We start from the raw sequence: 23,207 nt of genomic DNA on the forward strand, positions 1-23,207 counted from the left end.
CGGCCCACTCGTTCGAGTAGGGGCTACCGCGCCAAGGACGGATCAGCGCATAGAAGCCGGCACCGTGCTCGGAACGCGCATTGCCTGCCACCCGCCTGCGGATCCGTCCTGCGCCACCCCTGCGCATTCTCCGGGGTCGGGGTTGGCGGCGGCAGCATCGGCATCGGCCACCATGCGCGCAGCTGGGCCCAGCCCCCAGACCGCCAGACCGACGAAGAAGACTAGCGGCAGCATGTGCGCGTAACCGGCAAGACGGGCCCGCGCGCCACGCCGTATCCGGGTCGGCTTGAACACCCGAGCACCACGGGGCGGATTTTGGCCGTCCCGAATGATGCGCCATCCGCGCCATCCGCGCCATGCCGAAGGCAGGCCGAGCAGAGCAGCGCAACCGAGCGGCAAACCCGCGAAGAGGGCATAGATCAGGACGGTCGTTCCCGGCACGCCAAACAGCTCGCGGCAATGCGCGGTTTCGGCGACCTCTTCCAGGGCCGGAAAGCCAACGCGCTCCATGACCACCATCAGCGGCAGGAGCAGGCCCAGCGTGATCGCAATGAAGGCGACCCGTTGCTTCGTCGAATACAGCTCAGCGTACTCGGCACCCTCGGCGCCATCGGCGAGCGATGGCTCGGCTCGCCCAGCATGCGCTTTGCCACCGCCCAGCCTACGCGCAGCATAGGCGGCCCCGACCGCCGCCGCGCAGCCGAGAAGCGCCAGTGCGGCCATCTCCCAATAGACCATTCCCCCGCCTCTGCCCGCGATCCTCGCGAGACCGGCTTCGACTCGTTCCAGCGAGCCGCGACCATTCATCTCGGCTCGCCACCCGATCGCGCATTCTCCGGCTTGCAGCCGACGCTGTCATGCCCCTACCGCCGAATCGCGGTTAGATGGCCGAACGAAACAGCGAGCCTAGAACCCCCAGCCAGCCAGTTCAGCAACGATGTCGCGGTAGAGGCCGACGCGGCTGAACTCGAAGGCGCTGTTGTCCTCGCCGAGGCAGCTGACACCCTCCATGCCGGGCACCTCGGAGCTGCTGTAGGCCATGTGATCCAGGCCCGGATGCGGTTGCTCGGGATCATTGCTGCTGGCGCTGACCCAACGCGGGATCACTGGGGTCGCGCCACCGCCCGCTGCCGGCCCGTAGGTGGTGAATCGCTGCGAATCCACCGAGATGTTGCCGTCGTTGGGGCCTTCTCGGTTGTTCACGATCTCCCAGTAGAGGCGACTTTCCATGTAACAGGGATGATTGATGTCATCGATCTGCGAGCTGAAGCTCTGGTAGAGGACGGGATGGGCCGGATCCTCGGGAAACGGATAGCGCTCGTTGAAGCTGGGCGGGCACTGTGTCTGATCCGACGGCTCGCACTCCATGTCGGTGGTCACCGTCATGTACTTGCGCGTCAGCGCCACCACCGACTCACCGCCCTGCAGGATCAGCGCCTGATTCTGGAGCAGTGAGGCAACACCGAAGGCCGCGTCCAGCACCAGCGAGCGACAGCCGGGCTGCGTACAGGCCAGCAGCAGCTCCTGCACTGCCTCGGCCTGGGCGGTGCCCTTGTTGGCGCCGGCCATCGACGTCCAGCTGGCGACATGGCGGTACATCAACTCGCCGCTGAACTCGTTGCGCACGGCCGCCAGCATGTAGCGCGAATCCGCACAGCCCTGCGAGTGGCAGATGATGTTGAACTGCAGCCCCTCGCGACAGCTCTGCTCGTCCGCGAAGCCGTTGCGTGCGCGCAGCTCGGGGCGAGCGCAGTAGTCCAGGGTGGCGGCGTGCACACCCTCGACGACCTGCGGATCCGTTCCCTCGCAGAGGATCTCCTCGATGGTTTCGCCGGCGCACTTCTTGTAGAGCAACCGCCCGCGCCGCTCATGCGAGGCGAAGGCCAGCTTGTCCGGCTGATAGACGACCACGCCCTCGGCCTCCAGTGCCTTCTTGACGCCGTAGCGCTCGAACTCGTTGACCGGATGCGGTTCATCTCCCTGAAAGCTGGTGTCGGCGATGCGCGACCAGGCGTGCGAGAACAGCACCGGCCAGCGGGTCTGCACGGCCTTGCCGGTGCTGTCCGGCGACTGCGCGAAATAGCTGCCATCCGGCCCGGCGCCCTTGCTCAAGCCCATGTCCTGACCGGTGGGCTGTGCGCCACTACCGTCCGAGCCGCAGGCGGCCAGCAGCAGAACCAGCAATGTGGCCGCCAAAGTCTTCCATCGCGTGCGCATCAGTCTTCCGCCAGGGTGTCGAAGAGGATGTCGGTCAGCAGCCCGGGAACAATGGGCACGCCGATGGCGTTGGAGGGGGTTTCATCCATCGCTTCGATCAGCTCGGCAAAGGCCTCGGTCACCGGAACCAGATCCTCGCGATGCACCTTGTCCAGGGTGTCGGCTTCGTCATACATATAGTTCGGGCCGGCAATCAGCGAGACCGTCGGCACGCCGGCCGCACAGATGAAGCCGGCATCGGTGGGCATAAGGCCGGCCGGGCACAGCACGTGCCCCTGCAGCAACGCGGTGCGCCGCAGGTCGTACTTCCGCACCACGTCGATAAGCTTCAGCTTGAGTTGCGGCGCGAGATTCTCGATGACGCCGCGAATCTCCGGCTGATCCGTAACCACCAGCTCGCCATCGTCGCCGATCAGCCCCTGCTTGCCGATGTGCTCCAGCGTGACGTTGGCGACGATGTTGTAGGGCGTCTCCTCATTGATGATGTACTTGTAGGTGAAGGCCTTGTGCGCCTGATAGCCGGTGAAATGGCTATCGAAGGTTGCGAACATCATGGTCTTCTCGCGGGATTCGGCCGGCTGCGAGGCGAAGTACTGCGCCTGCGCCAGCACTGCAGCCGTGCCGCTGCCGTCCTCCACCGCGCCGTAGAAGACCGAATCGTGATGCGACTGCACCATGATCGTGTCCTTGGAGGCGCCGGGCAGGAAGCCGATCACGGTACGTGCCTCGGCCTCCTCGCGGCTGCCATGCAGCTCGAGCGTGGCCTCGGGCGACTCCGATTCGGCCATCATCTCGCGGATGCGCGCGCCCTCGGAAGGCGACACCCACATCCCGGGGATCGTGACATCGGTACCCCGGTAGTACTCGTTGTGATAGCGATTGGAATCGAAGTAGTCCGCCAGCACGCCGACGAACCCGGCCGCTCCGGCCTCCATCGCCGCCTCGGCGAATGATTCGTAGGTTGTGATGAAGGGGTTGCCGGTGAAGAATGAAGGCTCCACCACGGTTAGTCCGGGATCCCAGAGGAACTCGATGAAGGGTGTGAATCCGAGCGGCGGCAGAATGAACTTCAGATCGAAGAGCAGGATCTTGCCCTCGACGTCCTGCTGCGCCAGTTGCACGGCAGTGCCCCGGCCGACATCCACGATCTCGGCGGTGAGCCCGTCCGGACCGGTGGAGAAGGTCGAGGCCTCGTCGGTGGTCACGAAACTGTGCGCGGCAGGATAGGCGTCGACAGCTTCCCCGTTGACTGCCAGGCCGTGGCTGCTGAACTGCCAGTTCCAGGAGGTAACGGTCTCGTAGTGCACATCCTCCAGCCCCAAGGACTCGAACTGGCACTTGACGTACGCTGCCGCCTTCCTGCCCTCCGGCGTACCGGTACGGCGATAGCCGATACCGACCAGATCCTCGATCCAGCCGAAGATGCGGTCCTCGCTGGGCATGCCCTGCGCTGCCGGGGAGGTGTCGCGCGCGCACTCGCCCGCCGAAGCGCTCCCCGATGGGCCGGTCTCGCTGCCGCTGCAGGCCGCGAGAAACAGGGTGACGCACGCGACAAGCGCCCAACGCTTCGAGCTCGGTTTCACTGCTCTCCTCCGGTGGGCGTAACCTGTACGCCCTGATTGTTCTGGGGTGCCGGCACGGCGATGCGTGCCTCCGCCACACAATCTATTGCGCCCGAGCCCGCGCGACTTGTACCAAACGCCGGAAGCGCTGGTATCAGATGACGAAATCGTTACAGGCAAGCCCATCGAGGAGACAAAACGCCGCATCCGACGGCGGATACCGCAGCCATGACGAAGCAGAACCGACCGGAGCACCCGGCCCCAGCCGGGGTAAAGATCTATTACTGGCCGTGCAGCCTGCTGCTGACGGCACCTTCACTGCTGCTGGATCGCCCCACCGGCCCACTGTCCGCCACCCTGCGCATCGCCTGCCGCGAGCCCTACACCATTGAGGTCGCCGGCGAGACCTGCGTCACCCGCGCATCGCTGGTCGCACCCAAAGCCGAACGCAAGCGCATCATCGCGCCCAACAGCGATATCGCGCTGTTCTACCTGCCGCTGCAGGCACCGCGGCACGCCGCGCTACGCGCCCTCATCAGCGACCGGAAGCTTGTCGACCTGCCCATCGAGCCCTTCGAGCCGCTGCTGCCGCGCATCCGTGCCGCCATGCAGGAAGTGCAGCCGGCGACCGAGATCAAGGCGCTGGTGCGCGACGTCGTCGAAGCCATTACCGGTCAGCCCGTGCCCGAGCAGGACGACATGGACCCGCGCATCGCCAAGGCCTGCGCCGTCCTCGACGAACTGCCGCTGCGCGACGCGCAGATTCGGACCGTTGCGAGCCGCGTGCATCTGTCGCCGTCGCGGCTGCGCGAGCTGTTCCGCGAGGAAGTCGGCTTCACGATCGGCGAATACGCCCGCTGGCGGGCGGTGTGGCGCGCCGTCCTCTACTGGAAGCGTGGCCTGACCCTGACCGATGTCGCCCTGGAGGCCGGCTTCCATGATCTTTCCCACGCCGACAAGGCCATCAACGAAGTCTTCGGCATCAATCCGTCGACCCTCATCGACCCACAGTTCGTGACCCTTATCAACTGCGAGCAAGACGACCACGTGCTGGTGCAATAGCTCGACAACGGCATGGGTGCCCCCTACCCGGCGCTCACCGAGAGGGCGGCCCCATCCACGCAACCCAGGCACACTGAACGCGCTCGTCGCCCAACACTCCCAACCATAAAGGGCAAGCTCCGCGCCCCGACGGCTGTCATGCCGGCAACGTCAGCTAAGGCGAGGCTGCTGAGCCCAAGGAGACCCCCATGAACGATAGTCGCGAGAAGATTGCCAGCCGCAGCGCAGAGGCCATGCTGGGCCCGAACCCCGTCGTCGGCATGCGGGCACGGCACGTCCTTGGCGAAGGGCTCAAGGCCTTGGGACTGCTGGCGCGCCAGCCACGGCTGACGGCGCGCACGGGCGCGCATCTGGCCGCGAGAATGGCTGAAGTGGCGCGCGGAGACTCCGCGCTGGCCCCTGCCCCGCGCGACCGCCGCTTCAAGGACGAGGCCTGGGAGAACGAGGAGGCCTACCGCCGCTGGCTGCAGGCCTGGCTCGCCTGGACCGAGACGACGCACGAATGGGTGGAGCAGCAGCCGGGGCTGAGCAAGTACGGCCGTATGCGGCTGGAATTCCTGGTCGACCTTCTGAACGATGCGATCGCGCCCTCGAATTTCCCGTGGCAACCGGTCGCGGTCCGCAAGTTCCGGGAGACCGGTGGCGCCAGCGCGCGTGCGGGCCTGAAGAATTTCCTGACGGATTTGCGCGAGAACCGTGGACTGCCGTCACAGGTGGATCGTCGCCAGTTCAAGCCGGGTGAGAACCTCGCCACAACCGAAGGCGCGGTCGTCGAGCGCAACGAGGTCATGGAGCTGATCCAGTATCAGCCGAAGACCGAGAAGGTCCACGCTGTTCCGCTGCTGGTCGTGCCGCCCCAGATCAACAAGTACTACGTCTTCGACCTGAGCCCGGAGAAGAGCCTGGTCAAGGGATTGCTGGAGGCCGGCTTCCAGGTCTTTGTTGTCAGTTGGCGCAACCCCACCAAGGAGCACGCCGACTGGGGCCTGGCCGAATACGCCTCGGCCATCGAATCCGCCGTCTCGGTAGCCTGCAACATCACCAAGCAGAAGCGCGTCAACATGCTGGGCGCCTGCGCTGGGGGCATCACGCTGGCCGCCTTCGTGGCGATGCGCCGGGCCGTCGGCGACGAGCGCATCAATTCAGTCACCATGCTCGTCAACGTGCTCGACACCGGCGCGCTGGGCGATACCGCCCTCGGCCTCTTCGCCGGGCCGCGCGCGGTTGACGCCGCCAAGCGACTATCCAAGCGCAAGGGTGTGCTCGATGGCAAGGACATGGCGACCGCCTTCGCCTGGCTGCGGCCAAACGACCTGATCTGGAACTACTGGGTCAACAACATCCTGCTCGGCAACCCGCCCCCGGCCTTCGACGTGCTGTACTGGAACAACGACAGCACCCGCCTGCCCGCCCGGCTGCACGCCGAGTTTCTGGATATCTACAAGAACAACGCCCTGACCGAACCGGGCGAGCTGCGCCTGCACGGCGTGCCAGTCGATCTGGCGCATGTCGATTGCGACAGCTATCTGCTCGCCGGCACCAGCGACCACATTACGCCCTGGCGCGCCTGTTACCGCAGCACGCTGCTATTCGGCGGCGACACCACCTTCGTGCTCTCCAACAGCGGGCATATCCAGAGCATCCTGAACCCGCCCAGCAACAAGAAGAAGTCCGAGTTCTGGGTCGCCCCCGGCGGTGAGCCCGATCCGAGCAAGTGGCACGAGAACGCCGAGCACGTCGAGGGGAGCTGGTGGCCGCATTGGTACGCCTGGCTCGCCAAGCGCTCGGGCCGCAAGCACGAGGCACCCGCCACAGTGGGCAATGACGCCTACCCGCCGATGGAAGCGGCGCCCGGCCGTTACATCTTCGAATGAGCGACGCTCGCCGCGTTACCAAGCCCACTGACGATTCGCTGCTGCGCGACGCCGGTATCGAGACCGGCGAAGTCCTGGTCGGCAAGCAGCGGCTGCGCTATGCCCTGCGGCCGGGGCACGGTGCACCGCTGCTCTTCTGCAACGGCATCGGCGCCAATCTGGAGCTGGTCGTTCCACTGCTGCGCAAGCTCGCCGAGAGACCGGTGGTGATCGTGGATCTGCCCGGCACCGGTGGTTCACCGTCCGGCTGGTTCTGGCCAAGCCTTCCGCGCTACGCGCGCATGGTCGTCGGCGCGCTGGATCAGCTCGGCTTCGACGGTCCCTTCGCAGTTGCCGGCGTCTCCTGGGGCGGTGGCCTGGCCCAGCAGATCGCCCGCGACTACAAGAAGCGGGTATCGCATCTGATCCTGATGGCCACCAGCCCCGGTATCACCATGATGCCCGGCAAGCCCTCCGCCCTGCTGCGCATGATGACGCCGCAGCGCTACTTCTCGCGCGGGTACATGGCCCGCCATGCCGCCACGCTCTACGGCGGCGAGATGCGCAACCGCCGCGATCATGCCCTGCAGCACGCCTACAGCACGACCGCCCCCAGCGGCCGCGCCTACATCCAGCAGGTCATGGCGATGTACCAGTTCTCCAGCCTGCCCTGGCTGCGCTGCATCCGCTGCCCTGCGCTGGTGATCAGCGGCGACGACGACCCCCTGGTGAGGCCCGTTAATGCCCGCATCCTGGCGGCCGTGCTGCGCGACGCGCAGCTGCACATCGTTCCGGGGGGCGGCCACCTGTTCATAACGCTGCGTCCAAATGAAACGGCGGCCCTGATCGACACCTTTATCGGAGCCGAGCCCCGATGATTCGGGGCGAACCGCGAATCGATGCACGCAACGCGCATTGGCCGCGATTTGCAGCTCGCAGGCCCAGCGCCATTCTTAAGATGGCAGCTCGCGGTCAACCGATAGCGGTTCCTGCGCTACCCTTCTCACGCTTCAGCCGGTCGGCTGCCTAGCGCTCGCGGCGCGACAACAGCCGGCTGGTTGGGCTGCGCATGCGCGCCTTCAGGCCGGTGACCGCTTCGAATTCGCCCGAAACCTGGCGCTGCTGAACCGAGCCGTCGCCGAAGGTATCTATGGCATTCATGGTCAACGCAAAGCTACCGGCGACGCTTTCATCACTGACGTCGTCAATCGTCACCGAGCCGGTGTCCGTGCTGGCGTAGATCGTCAGCGAATCGCCCTGCTCGATCACGGCTAAGGCCTGGTAACTCTGCGCCTGCGCCTTCAGCGCCTCGGTCGACATCGCTTGCAGCGTCTCGGTGCTGGCCTGCGCAGCGGTATCGAAACGGCCTGGCCCGGGCGATCCGTGGTGTGGGCGCATCAGCATCAGCATTCCCTCGGCGCCTTCGCCGTCATTGAACACGCTAGCGATCGCCAGGTCGCCGATCTCGTTCACACGGAAATGGGAAGAATCCGCCTTCAGCGCCAGCGGTACCGGCCCACTCGTACCGAAACGAATTGCTGCGCTGCCGTTGCCGTTGCCGTTGCCGTTGCCGTTGCCGTTGCCGTTGCCGTTGCCGGCCGGAGCCTGGCTCAGCATCTCGGCCAGGACCAGCGCTCCGGCAGCCACGCGGTCCTGTGACTCGGGGATGGCCGGCCATCCCGCGTAGTGCGTCATATCCGTATCTGGCGCCGCCTTGGGCTCCGAAACTTCGACCGTAACCGGACCATCGTTCGTTTCGAGCCTGCTACGCACTAACATCCCGGCGGAGTGCAGCTTGTCATTCAAACGCACGTACACAGCCTGATTCACACGCTCTCCGCCCTCAGAGCAGAAGCAGACGAAACGCTGATCATTGCCGATCTGCAGTGGAAGCATTTGCAGGGGCGAGAACGGGAAACGCTCGGCGAACCAGAAATCACGACGCGACTCGACGCGTTCCTCGGTTCTTTCACCGTCGTCGTGGTCGATGCGCCGATAGTTATAGGACACGGTCAGCGTGTAATGCCGAGTCGCCAGTCCAGCGACCTTGCCATCCTCTTCACCACGCACCCAGTCAACCGACAGATTCTCTATCCACCACTCGCGCTTGTAGGACTCATCGCGCGGACCCGGCGGATCGATCAGCTGAGAGTAGTGCCTGCCCTCCTCCAGGGGTTGCGGCTCGTTGATGCGGAAATACCACCGATTCAGTCGCTGCCCTTTGGCCAGCTGCCCGCCCGTACGCGGACCGGAGGCATAGGGAACCCCGGTATAGGCCATTGTTTTGCCGCCGCTTTCCGTCTCCCGGAAGGCTGACTTATCCGCCGGATTGGCGACGCCGACGGACAGGTCCTCCGTCTGGTGCACCGTTATCGTATGCGGCTCCTGGTAATAGAAGGGCGCGTTGATCGCGTAAAGAATAGGCAGCGACTCCGGCGCAGCACTCGCCAGCGGCGCGGCGATCGTCAGCAGAATCAGAGAAAGGCGTTGACTTCGCACTGGGGAGCCCCGGATCCGCTTGAGTGCGATCGCGCAACGCTCCGAGCTGCCTATCTCTGATGGACCGCGTGGCTTTCACACCCTCCGAACCATGCCACAGGTTGCATTCGCCAAACCAGCCGTCTCACGGGCCGGGCGAAAGCGCACGCGCCTATTCCAGAAGCTCCGCCGGCAGCGCAGGCGACACCGGCTCCGAACCCGTCACTTCCGCGAAGACTTCGGCGGGGTTGACCGTTCCAGCCGCCCCCGAGAAGGCGCAGCGCAGCTGGCCACTGGCGACCACTTCCTCGCCGCGCAGGAAGTCTTGCGCCACGAAGAAGCGGCGCTCGGTCCAGCCCAGGATCTGCGTACGCAGCGAGAAGCGCTCCCAGGGCTGCAGTGAGCGGCGGTAGTCCATCGCGCAATTAGCCACCGGAATACCCAGCCGCCGACGCATCGCAACGCGGGCGATACCGGTACGCAGGAAAAGCTCGTTGCGCGCCCGGTTCATGAGCTGCAGGTAGCGCACATTGTCCATATGCAGGCCGATGTTGAGATCAGTGGGCCAGACGAGCGAAGACACCACCAGCGGCGCATCGAGTGCGAGCCGCGGCTGGGTGGTCAGGCGCAGGGCGCTGCCGAGAAGGCGCATTGTTCTATCCAGGGAACTAGTGGTTAGGCACTCGCCTCAGAAGGCAGCGAATAATAGCGAAGCCAGCCTCAGGCGAGTTTGTCATCCGCCACGCGATAACGCGGATCCTCGTAGTAGTCGACGACGATCATGCGCCGGGCCTTGTCCATGAGTTCCGTGCAGTCCGGGCTGAGATGGCGCAGCGACAGGTGCTTACCGGCCCGCTGGTAGCGCTCGGCCAGGGCATTCACGGCTTCGATCGCCGAATGATCCATCAGCTTGGCGTTGCGAAAGTCGATCTCGACCTCGTCCGGGTCATCGCGCGGCACGAACTGCTGCTGAAAGCTCGCGACCGAGGCGAAGAACACGGTTCCTTCCACCTCATAGATCTTTCGGCCATCCGGTCCCTCTCGGCTGTTTACGCGCACCTGCTTGGCGTGCTCCCAGGCAAACACCAGCGCCGAGACGATGACCCCGACCACCACGGCCGCGGCAAGATCCACCACTACCGTAACGGCTGCGACCAGCAACCCGACCAGCACATCGGCGCGCGGCACCTTGCCGAAGAGCCGGAAGCTGCCCCATTCGAAGGTCTTCTCGGCCACGACGAACATCACGCCAATCAGCGCGGCCAACGGGATCTGTTCGATCAGCGCCGAGCCGAACATGATGAAGGACAGCAGGAATAGCGCCGTGGCCACTCCGGATATCCGGTGAAGCGCGCCGTTGCTGACGTTGATCATGCTCTGACCGATCATGGCGCAGCCGCCCATGCCGCCAAAGAAGCCGGTCACGACATTGGCTGCACCCTGCGCCGCGGAGTCCTTGTTGGGACGGCCGCGCGTCTCGGTCATGTCGTCGATGAGATTGAGCGTCAGCAGAGACTCGATCAAACCGATCGCGGCCAGAATCAGCGAGTACGGCAGAATCACGCGCAGCGTCTCCAGATTCCAGGGCACTGACGGCACGTGGAAACTCGGCAGACCACCCGCAATCGAACCGAGGTCCCCCACCGTCCGGGTGTCGATGCCAAAGCCCAGCGTCAACAAGCTGACCGCCACGATGGCAACCAGCGTAGCCGGCACGGCCTTGGTCAGTCGCGGGAAGAGATAGATGATGGCCACGGTCAGCGCCGTCAGCCCCATCATCGTGTACAGCGGCATACCGGACAGCCAGACCTGCCCACCTTCCGGGCCTTCCACCTTGAAGTGACCGAACTGCGCCATGAAGATCACGATGGCCAACCCGTTGACGAAACCCAGCATCACCGGGTGCGGCACCATCCGGATGAACTTGCCGAGGCGACAGGCGGCGAACACCAGCTGGAAGACGCCCATCAGCACCACGGCCGCAAACAGATACTCCACGCCGTGAGAGGCCACCAGACTGACCATCACAACAGCCAGTGCACCGGTCGCACCCGAGATCATGCCCGGCCGACCACCGAAGAGAGACGTGATAAGCGCCACGATGAAAGCTGCGTAAAGCCCCGTGAGCGGTGAAACCTGCGCCACCAGAGCGAAGGCCACGGCCTCCGGCACCATCGCGAGCGCAACCGTCAGGCCGCTGAGAATATTGGTCTTGAACACGGCCGGAGACATCATCTAAGCACTTTCCTCCAGATAAAAAGGGGCCATCTCGGCGACGGGCGTCGTCGAGCCAGTAAAAAAACGGAATCGCGGTGGAGCGGGAGCGGGTCAGGCGCTATCGCACCAGCGCGCCTCAAAGCCAAGGCGCAGCAGTACCGCTACAAGCACCGCATGCTGCAGCGCACAATTGTCCACGAATCACAGGCTGGAGTCCACCCCGAGACGATGCGAATCAGGTGCCCTAACGGCTGTTTGCGCCCTCGGACTACATGCCCATAACGCGCAACAGGACCCAGGCTGAGTACTCATTGCGCCGCGCTCGTCGCTGAACCGTCGCACCACGCGTCGGCTGTTCGGCAGCCGCCATCACGCCAGGCGCGCACCATTCGGCACCGGCGCATCGGGCACCGCCAACACCACCGCACCGTCCTCGCGGTGGAGGCCGGTCACCAGGCACTCGGAACGCATGGGGCCGATCTGCTTCGGAGGGAAGTTGACCACCGCCAACACCTGACGACCCACGAGATCGTCGGGCTGGTAGCAATCCGTGATCTGGGCACTGGACTGCAGAACGCCGACCTCGGGCCCGAAATCGATGCGCAAGCGGTAGGCGGGCTTGCGTGCCTCGGGAAAGGCACGCGCTTCGACAACGGTCCCGGCGCGTAGCTCGACGCGCTCGAAGTCACTCCACTCGATGGTTTCCCTTGTCACCATGCGCTCCACCTGCATCGGTTCGAGCAATGATCTTAGCGACGGATTGACGATCAAGGTCGAGCCGCTTATCTTTAGCGTATGCATAACGCAGATTCCCTCACCGCCCTTCTGGTAGTAGCTGCCGTCGTCTCGGACGTCGCGCGGTAGGGGCTGCCTGCATTCATTTCTCAACCCCCGCCGGCGCAGCCGGCGGGGGTTTTTTGTTTCTGCCGGTATGCGTCCGCGGGTTCCCAAGGAACCGACATGGACACCGAAAACGCTTTACCAACCGGCGCGCAATGGATCACCCGATTTCTGGAGGCACGCGGCGTGCGTCGTGTCGCCGGCATTCCCGGCGGCGCCGTGCTACCGCTCTACCGCGCCCTCGCAGACGCCGGCATTGACCACGTCCTGACCCGCCACGAGCAGGGCGCCGCTTTCGTCGCGCAGGGCATGGCGCGCGTCTCCGGCCGCGCCGCGGTCTGCATCGCGACTTCCGGCCCCGGTCTTACCAACCTGCTCACGGCGCTGGCTGACGCCCACGCGGACTCGGTGCCACTGGTGGCAATCGTCGGTCAGGTGCCGCTCGCGTTGCGCGGCACCAACGCTTTCCAGGAAGTGGACACCACCGCGTTGGTCGAGTCGATCTCAAAGAGCTGCATCGCCATTCGCGACGCAGCCGGGCTACCCGAGTGGATGCACGAGGCTTTTCGCATCGCGGAGAGCGGCCGTCCCGGCCCGGTGGTAATCGAACTGCCCAAGGATCTGCAGACGGCACCTGTGCCGAATATCGATACCTCGCCGAGGACCCCCGCCACGCCGGCGGTGTCGCTCGACGGCGAGTTGCTGAACCAAGCCGCGACGATGATTGATCGCGCCAGGCAACCGCTGCTTTACCTCGGTGGCGGCTGCCGCGGCGCATACGAGCATGCCCGACAGCTCGCCGAGCGCAGCGACATTCCGGTGGCAACCACGCTCATGGCCCTGGGCGCCCTGCCCCACGGCCACCCGCTCGCTCTCGGCATGCTGGGTCAGCATGGCGCGCGCTCGACCAATCACGCCATCAACGAATGCGATCTGCTGATCGCGGTCGGCGCCCGCTTCGACGACCGCGTCACGGGCCGCGCCGACACCTTCGCACCGCGTGCACGTGTCATCCATATCGATATCGATCCCCGCGAGCACGGCAAGATTCGGCGCCCGGAACTCGCCCTCGAGGCCGACGCCGGCGAAGCTCTGGCCGGGCTGGCTGCACGCGCCACAATCGTCGAACGAAACAGCTGGCGAGCGCGCATCGAAACCCTTCGTGCGCAGGATCGCACGCACCCCGCGGCACCGGCAGGCCAGCTGGCGCCGCAGGATTTGATCCGCGCCTGCGCAGCCGCGCTTGGCCCCGACACCATCGTCACCACCGACGTCGGCCAACACCAGATGTGGGTGGCCCAGCACTACCCCTTCGCGCGTCCGGACCGCTGGTTCACCTCAAGCGGGTTGGGAACGATGGGCTTTGGGCTGCCGGCAGCTATCGGCGCCGCTCTGGCCGAGCCGGACAGCCGCGTGCTGTGCGTTTCGGGGGACGGCTCGTTGCTCATGAACGCCCAGGAGCTAGCGACGCTGGCCGAACGTGGACTGGACGTGAAGATCGTCGTCATGGACAACGGAGGTCTGGGTCTGGTCCGCCAGCAGCAGGCCCTGTTCTACGAGCAGCGCTACAGCGCATCCGGCTACGCGCGCACGACTGACCTGTGCGCCCTGGCGCGCGCCTACGGCGTCACGGCCATCGACCTGGACGGCGAAGCCGAGCCCGAAGCCGCCCTTGTGAAAGCGCTCACCGCGCGGGGCCCGGTGCTCGTGCGTGCCCCTATCGACCCCGACGCGCGCGTGCTGCCCATGGTGCCAGCCGGCGCCTCAAACACCGAGCCCGTCGACTACGACGCGGTCAGCGAGCTTGTCGAGTCCTGTTAGCGAAAAACGGCCGACGTCGCGCTACAGGAGGCGCGGCGTCGGCCACTCCGCTCCATCAGGTGGAACCGTTTCGCACCATCCGCTCGAGACCAGTAAAGCTGACCTACTCCCCTTGGTCTGCTACCGGGATATCGAAATGCATAACCTCCTCTCGCAAGCCAAGCTTGAAGTAGAGGGCAATAGCTGCCAGATCCTCGACGCCCGTATCCGCCTGCACGGAAATGACATAGGCGCCGCGCGTGGCACCGATCCGGTTGAGATTATCGATCAGTGCCGTCGCAATACCGCAGCGCCGAGGCTCCGAGACAACCACTAGGTCATACAGATTGATCTCGCGACGCGCCTGTTCGAACTTCTTGAGCTCGTAGGCCGCGAGACCACCGACGACCCGCACGCCCTCCATCGCCACCACCGCAATGAAGGTGTCGCCACCGAGCAAGCGCCGCGTGTAGTCCTCGCCGTCCTGCTTCCGGCGTAGGCATCCTGCTGACCGAGGACCTCGCCAAAGGTATCGAGCAGCGCGTCCATCAGCCCCGGGTCCTCCGGCCCAGGCTGCCACAGGCTGTATTGGTTGCTAGTTGCTGAGGCCCTCACTCTGTCCCAGACCACACCGACACCAACTTCACCGCACCGGTCGCAAGCCCCAAAGTGAAAGCACCGCCGCAATCACCGAGGCGACGCCCACGCTGCCCAGAAGAACCAGCACCACAATTTCAGCGATCCCTGAACCTTCCAATCCTCCGGAAGCCAGCGGCGTTGCGCGCCCGGCCCCGAAAACCGCGCCCACCAGGCACCCGAGCCAGTTGGCATAGCTGGAGTAGATCCACGACCATTTCAGCCATTGCTGCTGCATACCGGACAGCTGGAAGTGCTTCCAGATCGCCCCCACCGCAATCAGCAACACGCCGCTCATCATCCCAATGGTGTGCGCAGAAAGCGCGAGCCTCGGAATTGCCATTGCGGGCACGAAGAAGGCCCCGACGAGCGACAAAAGGACGAGCACGAAGGCCCACCGAAACAGGCTGATATTCATTTCCCCTCTCCGATAACTACGGCATGCCCCTGATCAAGCGCTGCCCCTTCCCCCGCTTAGCCACGACGGTTGCTGGCAAGGCCGCGTAGCACGAAGGATACTGCGACTTGCGCATTGCCAGACTGCCGCCAATCAGCCCCGCAAAAGCCATCATGAAAAGGAGCCCGTCGAGCAGCAACACCATGATGAATCGCAAGGATGGATGACTCATCGACTCACGGCAGTTAATGCTCGACGACAGTCCGGGCTCAATATCTGGACGGTGTTCCGAGGGTGCTACGGAGCGTGCTTGCGATCTACACTCGAAACACATTCGTCTACAGGCAAGGACGCGTAAACCCATGCTCCAGCAGGTCGCGTTTCTATTGGCCGGTTTGACGCCCGTACTCGCTCTGGCTTCTCCTATCACGGTGGGCGGCGTGCCTGTCGAGATGCCGAACCCGGAAGGGTTTGTGGCGGTCACTGATGATATGACCGAGCTTGCCACGCTACAGCGACGTTTCGTCGCCCCCGGCAACAAGCAATTCGTCACTTTCATCCCCCATGAGGCAGCTTCGAACGCCCGACAGGGCGGCTTGCCGGACTTCGTGCGCCGTTTCAGCGTCCAGACCGCGATCGACATCGCCGACCTTGATGTCGCCGCAGCGGATTTTCGCCAGCTTCAGCGCACGATCCGCGAGCAGAACGAAGAGATATTCGCCTCCAATCAAGCCGAGATGAAGGCTGTGATGCAAGACATCAACAAAGGGCTCTCAGAGGACCTCGGCCAGGAGCTCAATTTGTCGATGGGAGAGGCTGTCCCGCTGCCCCCGCATAGGGAGACTGATCGTACGATCGCCTACAGCATGATCACGCGTTTCGGAATCAATGACGCATCCGGCCAACCGACGAACATGCTGGTGGCAGCCACGACCACGGTCGCGCACGTCAAGAATCGGATCCTCTTTTTCTACACCTACGCGGATGCGGACTCTCTGACGTGGACTCGGGAAGCCTCAGAGCAATGGGTTGATAAGGTGCTCACAGCCAATCCCGTTACTCATAAGTTCCGGGTCAGCACACTCTGGAACCGCTTTGTCACCCGGATCGACTGGGCGCAAGTTCTAGGTAGCGCCGGCGCAGGCGGACTGCTGGCACTCGCGGTCAGCTTGGTCCGCACGCGACGACGACGCTCCAACGACTGCTGACCCTCAGCTATTGCTAGCGCCTGCGGCAACTCAACCTGGCCACACACCCCGCCGTATCGATCCGGGCGCAGAGGATGTCGAATGAGAAACTGACCGGCATCGACCCGGCCAGCGCAGGCAGTAGGCGCGCGAAGCCCGCCGTGAGGCATTCCGCTACTCCAGAACCTCATCGATCTGCATGATCGGCTGGATGTTGGTGAAATTCGGAACGTCGCCGATGATCTCCGCGCCGTGCTCGGCCATCGTCGCCTGAAAATCCTCGACCGACTTGATCCAGAAGTTCGCCATACAGACGAAGGCCGGTGCCGAACCGTCCGGCGACGCGACTCCCTTGCGGATCTCTGCCTTGACCGAGTTGTCGCCGACATAGCGCGCGACCAGCGGTACATGCTGCTTGGCGTAGTAGTCGAAATCGAAGCTGGCACCGTCTTTCTGGGGGTAGGCAACGGAAACGCAGAACATGGATCGTGCTCCTTCTGGTCAGAGATCAAGGCAAGCATCCCATCGGCAACTCTGAGAGGCTGACGGACACTTGCACCGCGACAACAGACCTCAGCGTGCCGTAATCCCGAAACGCGTGCACGCAAAGGCATTCTGCACATGGCCGTGGATGACCTCGAGCCGCCCTGAGAGCGCTTCGCCAATCCGTGCGACGACGTGCTGACGAAGGCGGCCCCATCCTGAGGCGGGCGCGCAAGGCCAACACGACCGCACTCCTTGATCTGGATCAAGAAGCGTGGCGATGCAAGCGCGCAGGCTTCGTTCCGCTCCATTCAATATTCATGACGCGTCTCCTCTGGAGTGTCGTCAGGGACGCAGAACATGCCCGATTCCGCTGCAACAAACCCGGCTGAAGCCACGACCTCCGCCGACCCGCTGCACCAGCTCCGGCGCACGAACTTGCGCGAGGTACGCGCCACCGTAAAACCGGATCGGCTGGAACGATCCACTGCTCGCGCGTTGTTCGGGCTCGGCGTGGATTTCACCGGCTATCTGCTGTGCATGGCCGGTGTCTTCGTGGCGGATGCGCTGTGGCTGCAGGGGCTGAGCGGGCTCGGTGCAGGCTGCTTCGTGGCCTTTCTTTTCGTTTGGGCGCACGACGCCGCGCACGGTGCACTGTTCGAGAACCGGCGCCTCAGCGAGTTCCTGGGCACCATTGCGATGCTGCCCTCCCTGAATGTCTACCGACTGTGGGCCTTCGGGCATAACCGGGTGCATCACGGATTCACGTCGCTTAGGGAAACTCTGATCAATCGCCCCGATCTGGGATGATGCCGGGGCACGGAGACGATGGTGAGCCAGTCGATGAAGCAGCGGACGTTCGCGGATCTTGAGCAGGCGCACAAGAAGAAGGTGACGCGCCGCGAGAAGTTTCTGGCGGAGATGGATGCGGTTATTCCGTGGTCGCGCCTGGAGGCGTTGATTGCGCCGCACTACCCGAAGCCCAAGGCGGGCAAGCCGGGGCGCCGGCCGCTGTCGCTGGCCACCAAGCTGCGCATCTACTGCCTGCAGCAGTTCTACGGGCTGTCGGATCCAGGCGCCGAAGAGGCGCTTTACGACTCCGATGCCATGCGCCGCTTTGCCGGCATCACGCTGACGGATGAGGCGGTGCCTGACGAGAGCACGATCCTGCAGTTCCGGCGGCTGTTGGAGCGGCACGGGCTGGCCGAGCAGATCTTTGCCGAGGTCAATGCCCACCTGCGCGAGCGGGGCCTGATGCTGCGCGAAGGCACGCTGGTGGACGCCACGCTGATCCACGCGCCCAGCTCGACGAAGAACCAGAGCGGTACGCGGGATCCCGACATGAGTCAGACGCGCAAGGGCAACCAGTGGTACTTCGGCTGCAAGGCGCATATCGGCGCCGATGCCCACAGTGGCCTCGTGCACACCGTTATCGGCACAACGGCCAAAGTCGCCGACATCACCCAGACCGAAGCCCTGCTGCACGGCGAAGAACGCATCGTGCTGGGCGATGCCGGCTATCGACGCACGGGCCGCAGCCTGGATGCCCCGGCGCCCGATAGTGGACCGCGCATCGTCACGCCTTACGTGCGCAGTGCCGGCAAGGCGCTGCTGGAATGGCAGCGCGCCGCCAACCGACGTCTGGCGTCTCTGAGAGCCCGGGTCGAGCATCCGTTTCGGATTGTCAAATGCCAGTTCGGCTACACCAAGGTCCGCTATCGCGGCCTGACCAAGAACACCGCGCACCTGCACAGCCTGTTTGCCATGGCCAACCTCGTGGCGGCCCGAAGACAGCTGCTGGCGGCAGGATAGGTGCGTCCAATGACAACGAAATCGGGCTTCTGCAGAGGCTGAAGCCCCCGAAACAGCCTTCATTTCACCCGGTGTGCAGCCTGCAATGTCTTCGCGGTCACTCATCCGACTTTGATCAGACATTCCTTAGCGCCATCGACTGGATCTGGCGCCCCTGGACCCCACAGGAGTACGCCGACGCCTCCCCCCGGGCGCGCTGGCTGTATCGCATTGAACGCTCGCTTCCCGGTTGCGCCCTGCACTACCTTCGACGCGTGTGGTGGGACGGCATGGTTCGCTTCAACCCGGGTCAGACACCGGAGCAGCGGCGCTCGATGCGAGTCGGCAAAGGCATCACTCTGGCCTTCTTCATCGTCATAAGCGCCATCGCCTGGCGCTACGCGGGGGGCTGGGCTGGCGTGCTCGCCGGCGTGCTGGTGCCCTTCATCGTCTTCAACTACTTCATCGCCTTCTTCGTCTACCTTCACCACACCCACCCGCACATCCCCTATTTCCTCGATCGCGAGCAATGGGGGCCGGCAATCGGTCAGGTCTATTGCAGCACCGTGATTCACTTTTCACGGCCGATGGCGTGGCTGACGCACAACATCATGGTGCATGTACCGCACCACGTGCACCCGCACATCCCCTACTACCATCTGCCTGCCGCCTACGCCGATATCAAGGCGCGCTTCGGCGGCTACATCCATGAATACCGCTTCCGTTGGCGCGACGTTGCGAAGATCTTCAATCAGTGCAAGCTCTTCGACTTCGAGCAGCGACGCTGGTACCGATTCGACGGCTGCCCGGCTGCCGCTTAGAGAGGAGCAGCGCGGCGCTATCCTCCCGCCCGGCATGACATAGCAGACCCGAGCGCATTCACTTCAGGCCGACGATGCGCAGAATCTGATCGCCGTTTCGGCGGCAGTGGTTGGGGTTCCAGGCCAAGCGCCCGCGCGTGTCGCAATTGGTGGTGGTGACGTAGAGATAACCGTCGGGGCCCTCCGCCACGGTGCGAAGGCGTCCATAACGCTGCTTCAGGAACACCTCGCGCTTCTCGACCAGGTACGGGTTGTCGGGGCTTAGCTGAATGCGGTGCAGATGCTGCCCTTCATCGGGCAACCAGGGCAGGCCTTGCGTAGCGGTAAAGAAGCTTCCGGTCCACTCCGGAATGGCGTCGCCACGATAGAGAGTGGCGCCACCGGGCGGGAAGGAGCGTTCCCATACGACCACGGGCTCGGTGATACCCGACGCTGTGTCGCACCCATGCACCTCGGGCCATCCGGAGTTCTCGCCGGCCTTGAGAACGTTGAACTCATCCCAACCCTTCTCGGTGGGTCCGCCATCGTCATTGAACGTCGGGCCGTGCTCCATCACCAGCAGATGGTGCGCGTCGAACCAGTCAAAGCCCTGCGTGTTGCGAATGCCGGTCAGGAAGACGTAGCTCCCGGCTGTCGGATTGTCGTCCGGTATCGAACCGTCGAGGTTCATGCGCAGCATCTTGCCGGAGACGTCGTCGGGCACCTGCGCCAGCGGTGCTTCGTAGGCGCCCACACCGAGGTAGAGCTTCCTGTCGGGACCGATGCGCATGCACCCACCGGCGTGATGAATGCCGCCCGGAATGTTGTCGATGAGAATGCGGTCGAGCTCGGCACTGCTGAAGTCCTCGGACATCGTGAACAGGCCCAGGCGGTTGATCAGGGAGTCGTCGGGCTCGCGCGCAGTCCAGTACATGTAGAAGCGCCGGTTCTCGGCGAAGTCCGGATGCAGCAGGACGCCCAACAAGCCGCCCTCGCTGCCCAGATCGCCGAATTCCTCAGCCCACGTGATCTGCGCGATGTCCACCTCGGCCACAGCACTCGTCTGCAACTGACCATTCCTGACTATCCGCAGCTGGCCCTTGTCGCGCTCCGTGAAGACCATATCCCCGTTCGGAAGCCAGGCAAGGCCCCAGGGAATCTCGACCCCCTCCACCACCACCTCGACCTCGATCTCGGGCCCCGCTTCAGCGCCGTCACCGGCCACCGAGGGAACGAGCTGACAGGCCAGCCGGGACTGTTCAAGATTCGACGTGTCCTGGCCGCAACCAATCAGCAACAGAGCCGAAAGCAGGAAGTAGCCGGTCGTTGGACGCAGGAGCTGCGCGTGACGCCGCATGCGGGGCACCGGGATGGATATATACCCGCAATAAGTAACATATGTTTGTTTTGTGGGCAAGCGAAAGCCTGTTCCCACGCAACTGGACCCAGAACGAAGACGAAGCGCCGAAGCGCTTCCGCCGGAACAGCCCGTCACTGAAAAGCTGAACGACCGCGCGCAGCGACAAGCGAATCGCACCTTGACGCGCTGTCACGCGAGTCGGTTTGGCTCACGCGGGCACAGCATCGGAACCACCCCTACTCAATGGGTCGTTGCAAGAACCTATTCGTTCGCTGTGACGCGGTCTGAACAGGCGGACAGTTCGGCCCGATAGCCTTCAAAGCAACGCGCGTCGGCAGACACTCCCGGGCGGGTCAGTCCTGCATTGACCAGAGCCGCCCGACCGGGTGCGGTCATTTCGACCGCGCCCAGCGCACCGATCGATTGATAGGCATTGCGGCAGCTGGAAGTCAGGCGCTCATCAGATTGTCCTGCCAAAGGCCCCGGCCAGGGTGGTAAGGGATGCGTTCATCGAGGTTCAGCGCACTGCCGAGTGCGTTCCAGCATCGGCCCATGCATGCCTTCATGTCTTCCAGCCCCTTCATTCCGCAACTTTTCAGTACTTCCGAACCGTCGGACACTCATCAGACAGATCAATGGAGACGCGCTCCGTCGCTGTCATATCCTGCTTGATCGTAGCCCTAGTGGGACCGTCTCCCAGATCCCGAGCGATGCCTTTTCTGCCGGTACATGTCGTTGTCTGCGTAGCTCAGCAGGGAATCGGCATCCTCGCCATGCTCTGGATAACAAGCCACGCCGATGCTGCAGGACAGCGCCCTTATCTCGCCGAATTCGGTATCCAATGGCTCGGTCATGACCGTACCAATCTGTTTCACCTTCCTGGAAACGGCATCCGCCGACTGGATTTCGGTCAACAGTACGACGAATTCATCACCGCCCATCCGGGCTACCGTGTCCGTCTCGCGTACGCAGCCTTCCAGTCGTCGTGCGATCGTGCAGAGCACACGGTCCCCCACCGCATGTCCATGGGTATCGTTAATGGACTTGAACTCATTCAGATCCAGAAACAGCAAGGCCAAACCGCCCTGATAGCGATGCGCCGCACGCAGAGCCATTTCCAGTCGATCATTGAGCAACGATCGGTTACTCAGCCCGGTCAGCGGATCATGATGGGCGAGGAAATGCAGGCCTTCCTCAGCCTGTCTGAGGGCCGTCACGTCCCGAGCCACGCCGATCCGCACGCCCTCCTCCTCGGACCAGCGGGCAGACCACAGAATGTGGACGGTGGAACCATCTTTGTGGATATAACGGTTCCGGAAGTCGCGGTGCGGCTGACCACTCATGACCCGGACGATAGAGGCCCGTGTAACCGCCAGGTCGTCAGGATGCATATAGTCGGTGATCGGGGTGCCGATCAGCTCGTCGGCACGGTAACCGAGCAGTGCCTCACAAGCATCACTCACAAAAGCGATCCGGTCGTCTTCGTCGATCACGAAGACCGCATCCATTATCAGATGAATAAGCTTAGGGTAAAGCGACTCTAGGTCAATGGGCATAATTCGGTGCAACTTGCTTGCCCGCCCCGGCATCACCTCTGCATCGGCCGCGGCCGTTCACTGTCTTATGGCTGCCGGTAGGGCTTCGCCTGCCGGCAGCCGGTGCGTCAATCCTCCAAGGCGTAATCCACGGTGGTCACCACGCGCACGCGCTTGACTTCCGGCGTATAGCTGTCGAGATCATTGATGGAGAAATAGCCCTGCGTAGCGCGACGGATTTCACCTACGCTGCTGCCCGCATCCTGTGCGAACTGCTGCGCGGCACGGCGGGCGTCGGCAGTGGCCTCGGCAATCATCTCCGGCTTGATAGCCTCGAGGCCCGTGAAGAGGAACTCGGTGCGGTACTCGTAAGTGGGTGACAGCAGCACGCCTTCGCGCACCAGCTCGTTGACCCTGGACACCGTTTCGCGCACACCGGCGACATTGCTGGTGCGCAGCAGAACGGTGGCTTCTGCGGAGTAACGCAGCTCCGGACGGCGGTCGCCATAGGTATTCCGCGCATGATCAGTGATGCGCGGCGTGGTGACGCTGATATCGGCCTCGTTGAAATCTGCGGCGAGGAGGAAATTGCTGATGCGCTCACGGTCCCGTTCGAGGCCTTTCTGCAGTTCACCGAGGGTATCGGCATCTACGGTGTAGTTGAGCGGCCAGAGCGCAAGGTCCGCCGGGATCTCGCGTTCCGCCAGGCCGCGCACGGTAACGGTGCGCGAAGACTGCTGCCAGATGTCGGCTGCCTGGGCGATGTAGCGCCCGCCGCCAATGAGGCCAACGATGAGCCCCAGGGCGACGAGCGCACCAAGGACCGCGGAACTCCGGCTATCGCCCATCGCGAGACTCCTCAATCGAGACCCCCATCTTACGGCGCCTGGCCACCGCGTGTAACAGCGCCATAAGGCTTCGCCCCGAGGTTTTTGCGCTTGTCGTGGCCCCGAGGCCACCGTACTGCCGGAGGCCACAACTTCCGAACG

At 63.9% G+C, this 23,207-nt stretch carries 20 protein-coding genes and 1 pseudogene; 8 read left to right on the forward strand and 13 right to left on the reverse strand.

The features are described from left to right. Positions 1-42: 42 nt before the first annotated feature. The 3 genes from U743_RS18035 to U743_RS07415 all read right to left on the reverse strand — a co-directional run bounded on the left by U743_RS18035 (position 43) and on the right by U743_RS07415 (position 3,800). Positions 43-723 carry a hypothetical protein gene (locus U743_RS18035; protein WP_156966363.1) on the reverse strand — a complete coding sequence of 227 codons (681 nt, stop codon included), beginning with the start codon at positions 721-723 and terminating at the stop codon, positions 43-45. Between the two features lie 183 nt (positions 724-906). Continuing rightward, positions 907-2,217 carry a lipase family protein gene (locus U743_RS07410; protein WP_043766938.1) on the reverse strand — a complete coding sequence of 437 codons (1,311 nt, stop codon included), beginning with the start codon at positions 2,215-2,217 and terminating at the stop codon, positions 907-909. Continuing rightward, positions 2,217-3,800 (reverse strand): M28 family peptidase, encoded by a 1,584-nt coding sequence (locus tag U743_RS07415; protein WP_198021972.1) that lies wholly within the window; start codon positions 3,798-3,800, stop codon positions 2,217-2,219. Before U743_RS07415 ends, U743_RS07410 begins: the two co-directional genes overlap by 1 nt. 207 nt (positions 3,801-4,007) lie before the next feature. On the opposite strand from U743_RS07415, the gene U743_RS07425 reads away from it, so the two are divergent. The 3 genes from U743_RS07425 to U743_RS07435 all read left to right on the forward strand — a co-directional run bounded on the left by U743_RS07425 (position 4,008) and on the right by U743_RS07435 (position 7,572). Next, positions 4,008-4,841 (forward strand): helix-turn-helix domain-containing protein, encoded by an 834-nt coding sequence (locus U743_RS07425; protein ID WP_043766944.1) that lies wholly within the window; start codon positions 4,008-4,010, stop codon positions 4,839-4,841. A 188-nt stretch (positions 4,842-5,029) separates the two neighbouring features. Then, positions 5,030-6,715, forward strand: coding sequence for an alpha/beta fold hydrolase (locus U743_RS07430; RefSeq protein WP_043766947.1), 1,686 nt, complete (start codon positions 5,030-5,032; stop codon positions 6,713-6,715). After that, positions 6,712-7,572, forward strand: a complete 861-nt coding sequence (locus U743_RS07435) for an alpha/beta fold hydrolase (RefSeq protein WP_084191429.1) — start codon at positions 6,712-6,714, stop codon at positions 7,570-7,572. Before U743_RS07430 ends, U743_RS07435 begins: the two co-directional genes overlap by 4 nt. 148 nt (positions 7,573-7,720) lie before the next feature. On the opposite strand, the gene U743_RS07440 is transcribed toward U743_RS07435, so the two are convergent. From U743_RS07440 to U743_RS07455, 4 genes are all read right to left on the reverse strand, one after another. Beyond that, on the reverse strand, positions 7,721-9,193 hold the full coding sequence (locus U743_RS07440) for a hypothetical protein (protein ID WP_043766950.1): 1,473 nt from the start codon (positions 9,191-9,193) through the stop codon (positions 7,721-7,723). A gap of 151 nt (positions 9,194-9,344) precedes the next feature. Further along, on the reverse strand, positions 9,345-9,824 hold the full coding sequence (locus tag U743_RS07445; protein WP_052367676.1) for an acyl-CoA thioesterase: 480 nt from the start codon (positions 9,822-9,824) through the stop codon (positions 9,345-9,347). Between the two features lie 68 nt (positions 9,825-9,892). After that, positions 9,893-11,407 (reverse strand): SulP family inorganic anion transporter, encoded by a 1,515-nt coding sequence (locus U743_RS07450; RefSeq protein WP_043766953.1) that lies wholly within the window; start codon positions 11,405-11,407, stop codon positions 9,893-9,895. A gap of 351 nt (positions 11,408-11,758) precedes the next feature. Further along, on the reverse strand, positions 11,759-12,106 hold the full coding sequence (locus tag U743_RS07455; RefSeq protein ID WP_043771593.1) for a tRNA-binding protein: 348 nt from the start codon (positions 12,104-12,106) through the stop codon (positions 11,759-11,761). Between the two features lie 243 nt (positions 12,107-12,349). On the opposite strand from U743_RS07455, the gene ilvB reads away from it, so the two are divergent. Next, positions 12,350-14,050 (forward strand): biosynthetic-type acetolactate synthase large subunit, encoded by a 1,701-nt coding sequence (gene ilvB, locus U743_RS07460; protein WP_043766956.1) that lies wholly within the window; start codon positions 12,350-12,352, stop codon positions 14,048-14,050. Between the two features lie 103 nt (positions 14,051-14,153). Here the strand turns inward: ilvB and U743_RS07465 are convergent. After that, a pseudogene (locus tag U743_RS07465) lies at positions 14,154-14,578 on the reverse strand (GNAT family N-acetyltransferase). Positions 14,579-14,672: 94 nt separating this feature from the next. Next, on the reverse strand, positions 14,673-15,083 hold the full coding sequence (locus tag U743_RS07470) for a hypothetical protein (RefSeq protein ID WP_043766959.1): 411 nt from the start codon (positions 15,081-15,083) through the stop codon (positions 14,673-14,675). A gap of 341 nt (positions 15,084-15,424) precedes the next feature. Between U743_RS07470 and U743_RS07480 the strand changes: the two genes are divergently transcribed. Continuing rightward, positions 15,425-16,270, forward strand: a complete 846-nt coding sequence (locus tag U743_RS07480) for a hypothetical protein (protein ID WP_043766967.1) — start codon at positions 15,425-15,427, stop codon at positions 16,268-16,270. A 153-nt stretch (positions 16,271-16,423) separates the two neighbouring features. Here the strand turns inward: U743_RS07480 and U743_RS07485 are convergent, their stop codons facing one another. Next, on the reverse strand, positions 16,424-16,732 hold the full coding sequence (locus U743_RS07485) for an EthD family reductase (RefSeq protein WP_043766970.1): 309 nt from the start codon (positions 16,730-16,732) through the stop codon (positions 16,424-16,426). A gap of 360 nt (positions 16,733-17,092) precedes the next feature. On the opposite strand from U743_RS07485, the gene U743_RS07490 reads away from it, so the two are divergent. The 3 genes from U743_RS07490 to U743_RS18705 all read left to right on the forward strand — a co-directional run bounded on the left by U743_RS07490 (position 17,093) and on the right by U743_RS18705 (position 19,344). Further along, entirely contained in the window at positions 17,093-17,542 is a 450-nt protein-coding gene (locus tag U743_RS07490) for a fatty acid desaturase (RefSeq protein WP_052367677.1), read from the forward strand. A gap of 33 nt (positions 17,543-17,575) precedes the next feature. Then, positions 17,576-18,544: an IS5 family transposase gene (locus U743_RS07495; protein WP_043770774.1), complete on the forward strand. Its 969-nt coding sequence runs from the start codon at positions 17,576-17,578 to the stop codon at positions 18,542-18,544. Positions 18,545-18,615: 71 nt separating this feature from the next. Further along, complete coding sequence (locus U743_RS18705; RefSeq protein WP_198021973.1) at positions 18,616-19,344, forward strand: fatty acid desaturase; 729 nt, start codon at positions 18,616-18,618, stop codon at positions 19,342-19,344. A 58-nt stretch (positions 19,345-19,402) separates the two neighbouring features. Here U743_RS18705 and U743_RS07505 read toward each other — a convergent pair whose 3' ends face one another. The 3 genes from U743_RS07505 to U743_RS07515 form a co-directional block, all read right to left on the reverse strand. Continuing rightward, on the reverse strand, positions 19,403-20,680 hold the full coding sequence (locus tag U743_RS07505; protein ID WP_052367681.1) for a PQQ-dependent sugar dehydrogenase: 1,278 nt from the start codon (positions 20,678-20,680) through the stop codon (positions 19,403-19,405). A 683-nt stretch (positions 20,681-21,363) separates the two neighbouring features. Then, positions 21,364-22,239, reverse strand: coding sequence for a diguanylate cyclase domain-containing protein (locus U743_RS07510; RefSeq protein ID WP_043771604.1), 876 nt, complete (start codon positions 22,237-22,239; stop codon positions 21,364-21,366). A gap of 107 nt (positions 22,240-22,346) precedes the next feature. Further along, positions 22,347-23,066: an SIMPL domain-containing protein gene (locus U743_RS07515; RefSeq protein WP_043766973.1), complete on the reverse strand. Its 720-nt coding sequence runs from the start codon at positions 23,064-23,066 to the stop codon at positions 22,347-22,349. Between the last annotated feature and the right edge of the window lie 141 nt (positions 23,067-23,207).

This window comes from Algiphilus aromaticivorans DG1253 (assembly GCF_000733765.1).
In the GTDB taxonomy this organism is placed as follows: Bacteria; Pseudomonadota; Gammaproteobacteria; order Nevskiales; family Nevskiaceae; genus Algiphilus; species Algiphilus aromaticivorans.

Coding starts and splice junctions, on each gene's coding strand:
- U743_RS07430 (WP_043766947.1), top strand. CDS start 5,030: ATGAACGATAGTCGCGAGAAGATTGCCAGCCGCAGCGCAGAGGCCATG.
- U743_RS07450 (WP_043766953.1), bottom strand. CDS start 11,407: ATGATGTCTCCGGCCGTGTTCAAGACCAATATTCTCAGCGGCCTGACG.
- U743_RS07435 (WP_084191429.1), top strand. CDS start 6,712: ATGAGCGACGCTCGCCGCGTTACCAAGCCCACTGACGATTCGCTGCTG.
- U743_RS07480 (WP_043766967.1), top strand. CDS start 15,425: ATGCTCCAGCAGGTCGCGTTTCTATTGGCCGGTTTGACGCCCGTACTC.
- U743_RS07515 (WP_043766973.1), bottom strand. CDS start 23,066: ATGGGCGATAGCCGGAGTTCCGCGGTCCTTGGTGCGCTCGTCGCCCTG.
- U743_RS07505 (WP_052367681.1), bottom strand. CDS start 20,680: ATGCGGCGTCACGCGCAGCTCCTGCGTCCAACGACCGGCTACTTCCTG.
- U743_RS07490 (WP_052367677.1), top strand. CDS start 17,093: ATGCCCGATTCCGCTGCAACAAACCCGGCTGAAGCCACGACCTCCGCC.
- U743_RS07445 (WP_052367676.1), bottom strand. CDS start 9,824: ATGCGCCTTCTCGGCAGCGCCCTGCGCCTGACCACCCAGCCGCGGCTC.
- U743_RS07455 (WP_043771593.1), bottom strand. CDS start 12,106: ATGGTGACAAGGGAAACCATCGAGTGGAGTGACTTCGAGCGCGTCGAG.
- U743_RS07510 (WP_043771604.1), bottom strand. CDS start 22,239: ATGCCCATTGACCTAGAGTCGCTTTACCCTAAGCTTATTCATCTGATA.
- U743_RS18035 (WP_156966363.1), bottom strand. CDS start 723: ATGGCCGCACTGGCGCTTCTCGGCTGCGCGGCGGCGGTCGGGGCCGCC.
- ilvB (WP_043766956.1), top strand. CDS start 12,350: ATGGACACCGAAAACGCTTTACCAACCGGCGCGCAATGGATCACCCGA.
- U743_RS07470 (WP_043766959.1), bottom strand. CDS start 15,083: ATGAATATCAGCCTGTTTCGGTGGGCCTTCGTGCTCGTCCTTTTGTCG.
- U743_RS07410 (WP_043766938.1), bottom strand. CDS start 2,217: ATGCGCACGCGATGGAAGACTTTGGCGGCCACATTGCTGGTTCTGCTG.
- U743_RS07485 (WP_043766970.1), bottom strand. CDS start 16,732: ATGTTCTGCGTTTCCGTTGCCTACCCCCAGAAAGACGGTGCCAGCTTC.
- U743_RS07495 (WP_043770774.1), top strand. CDS start 17,576: ATGAAGCAGCGGACGTTCGCGGATCTTGAGCAGGCGCACAAGAAGAAG.
- U743_RS07425 (WP_043766944.1), top strand. CDS start 4,008: ATGACGAAGCAGAACCGACCGGAGCACCCGGCCCCAGCCGGGGTAAAG.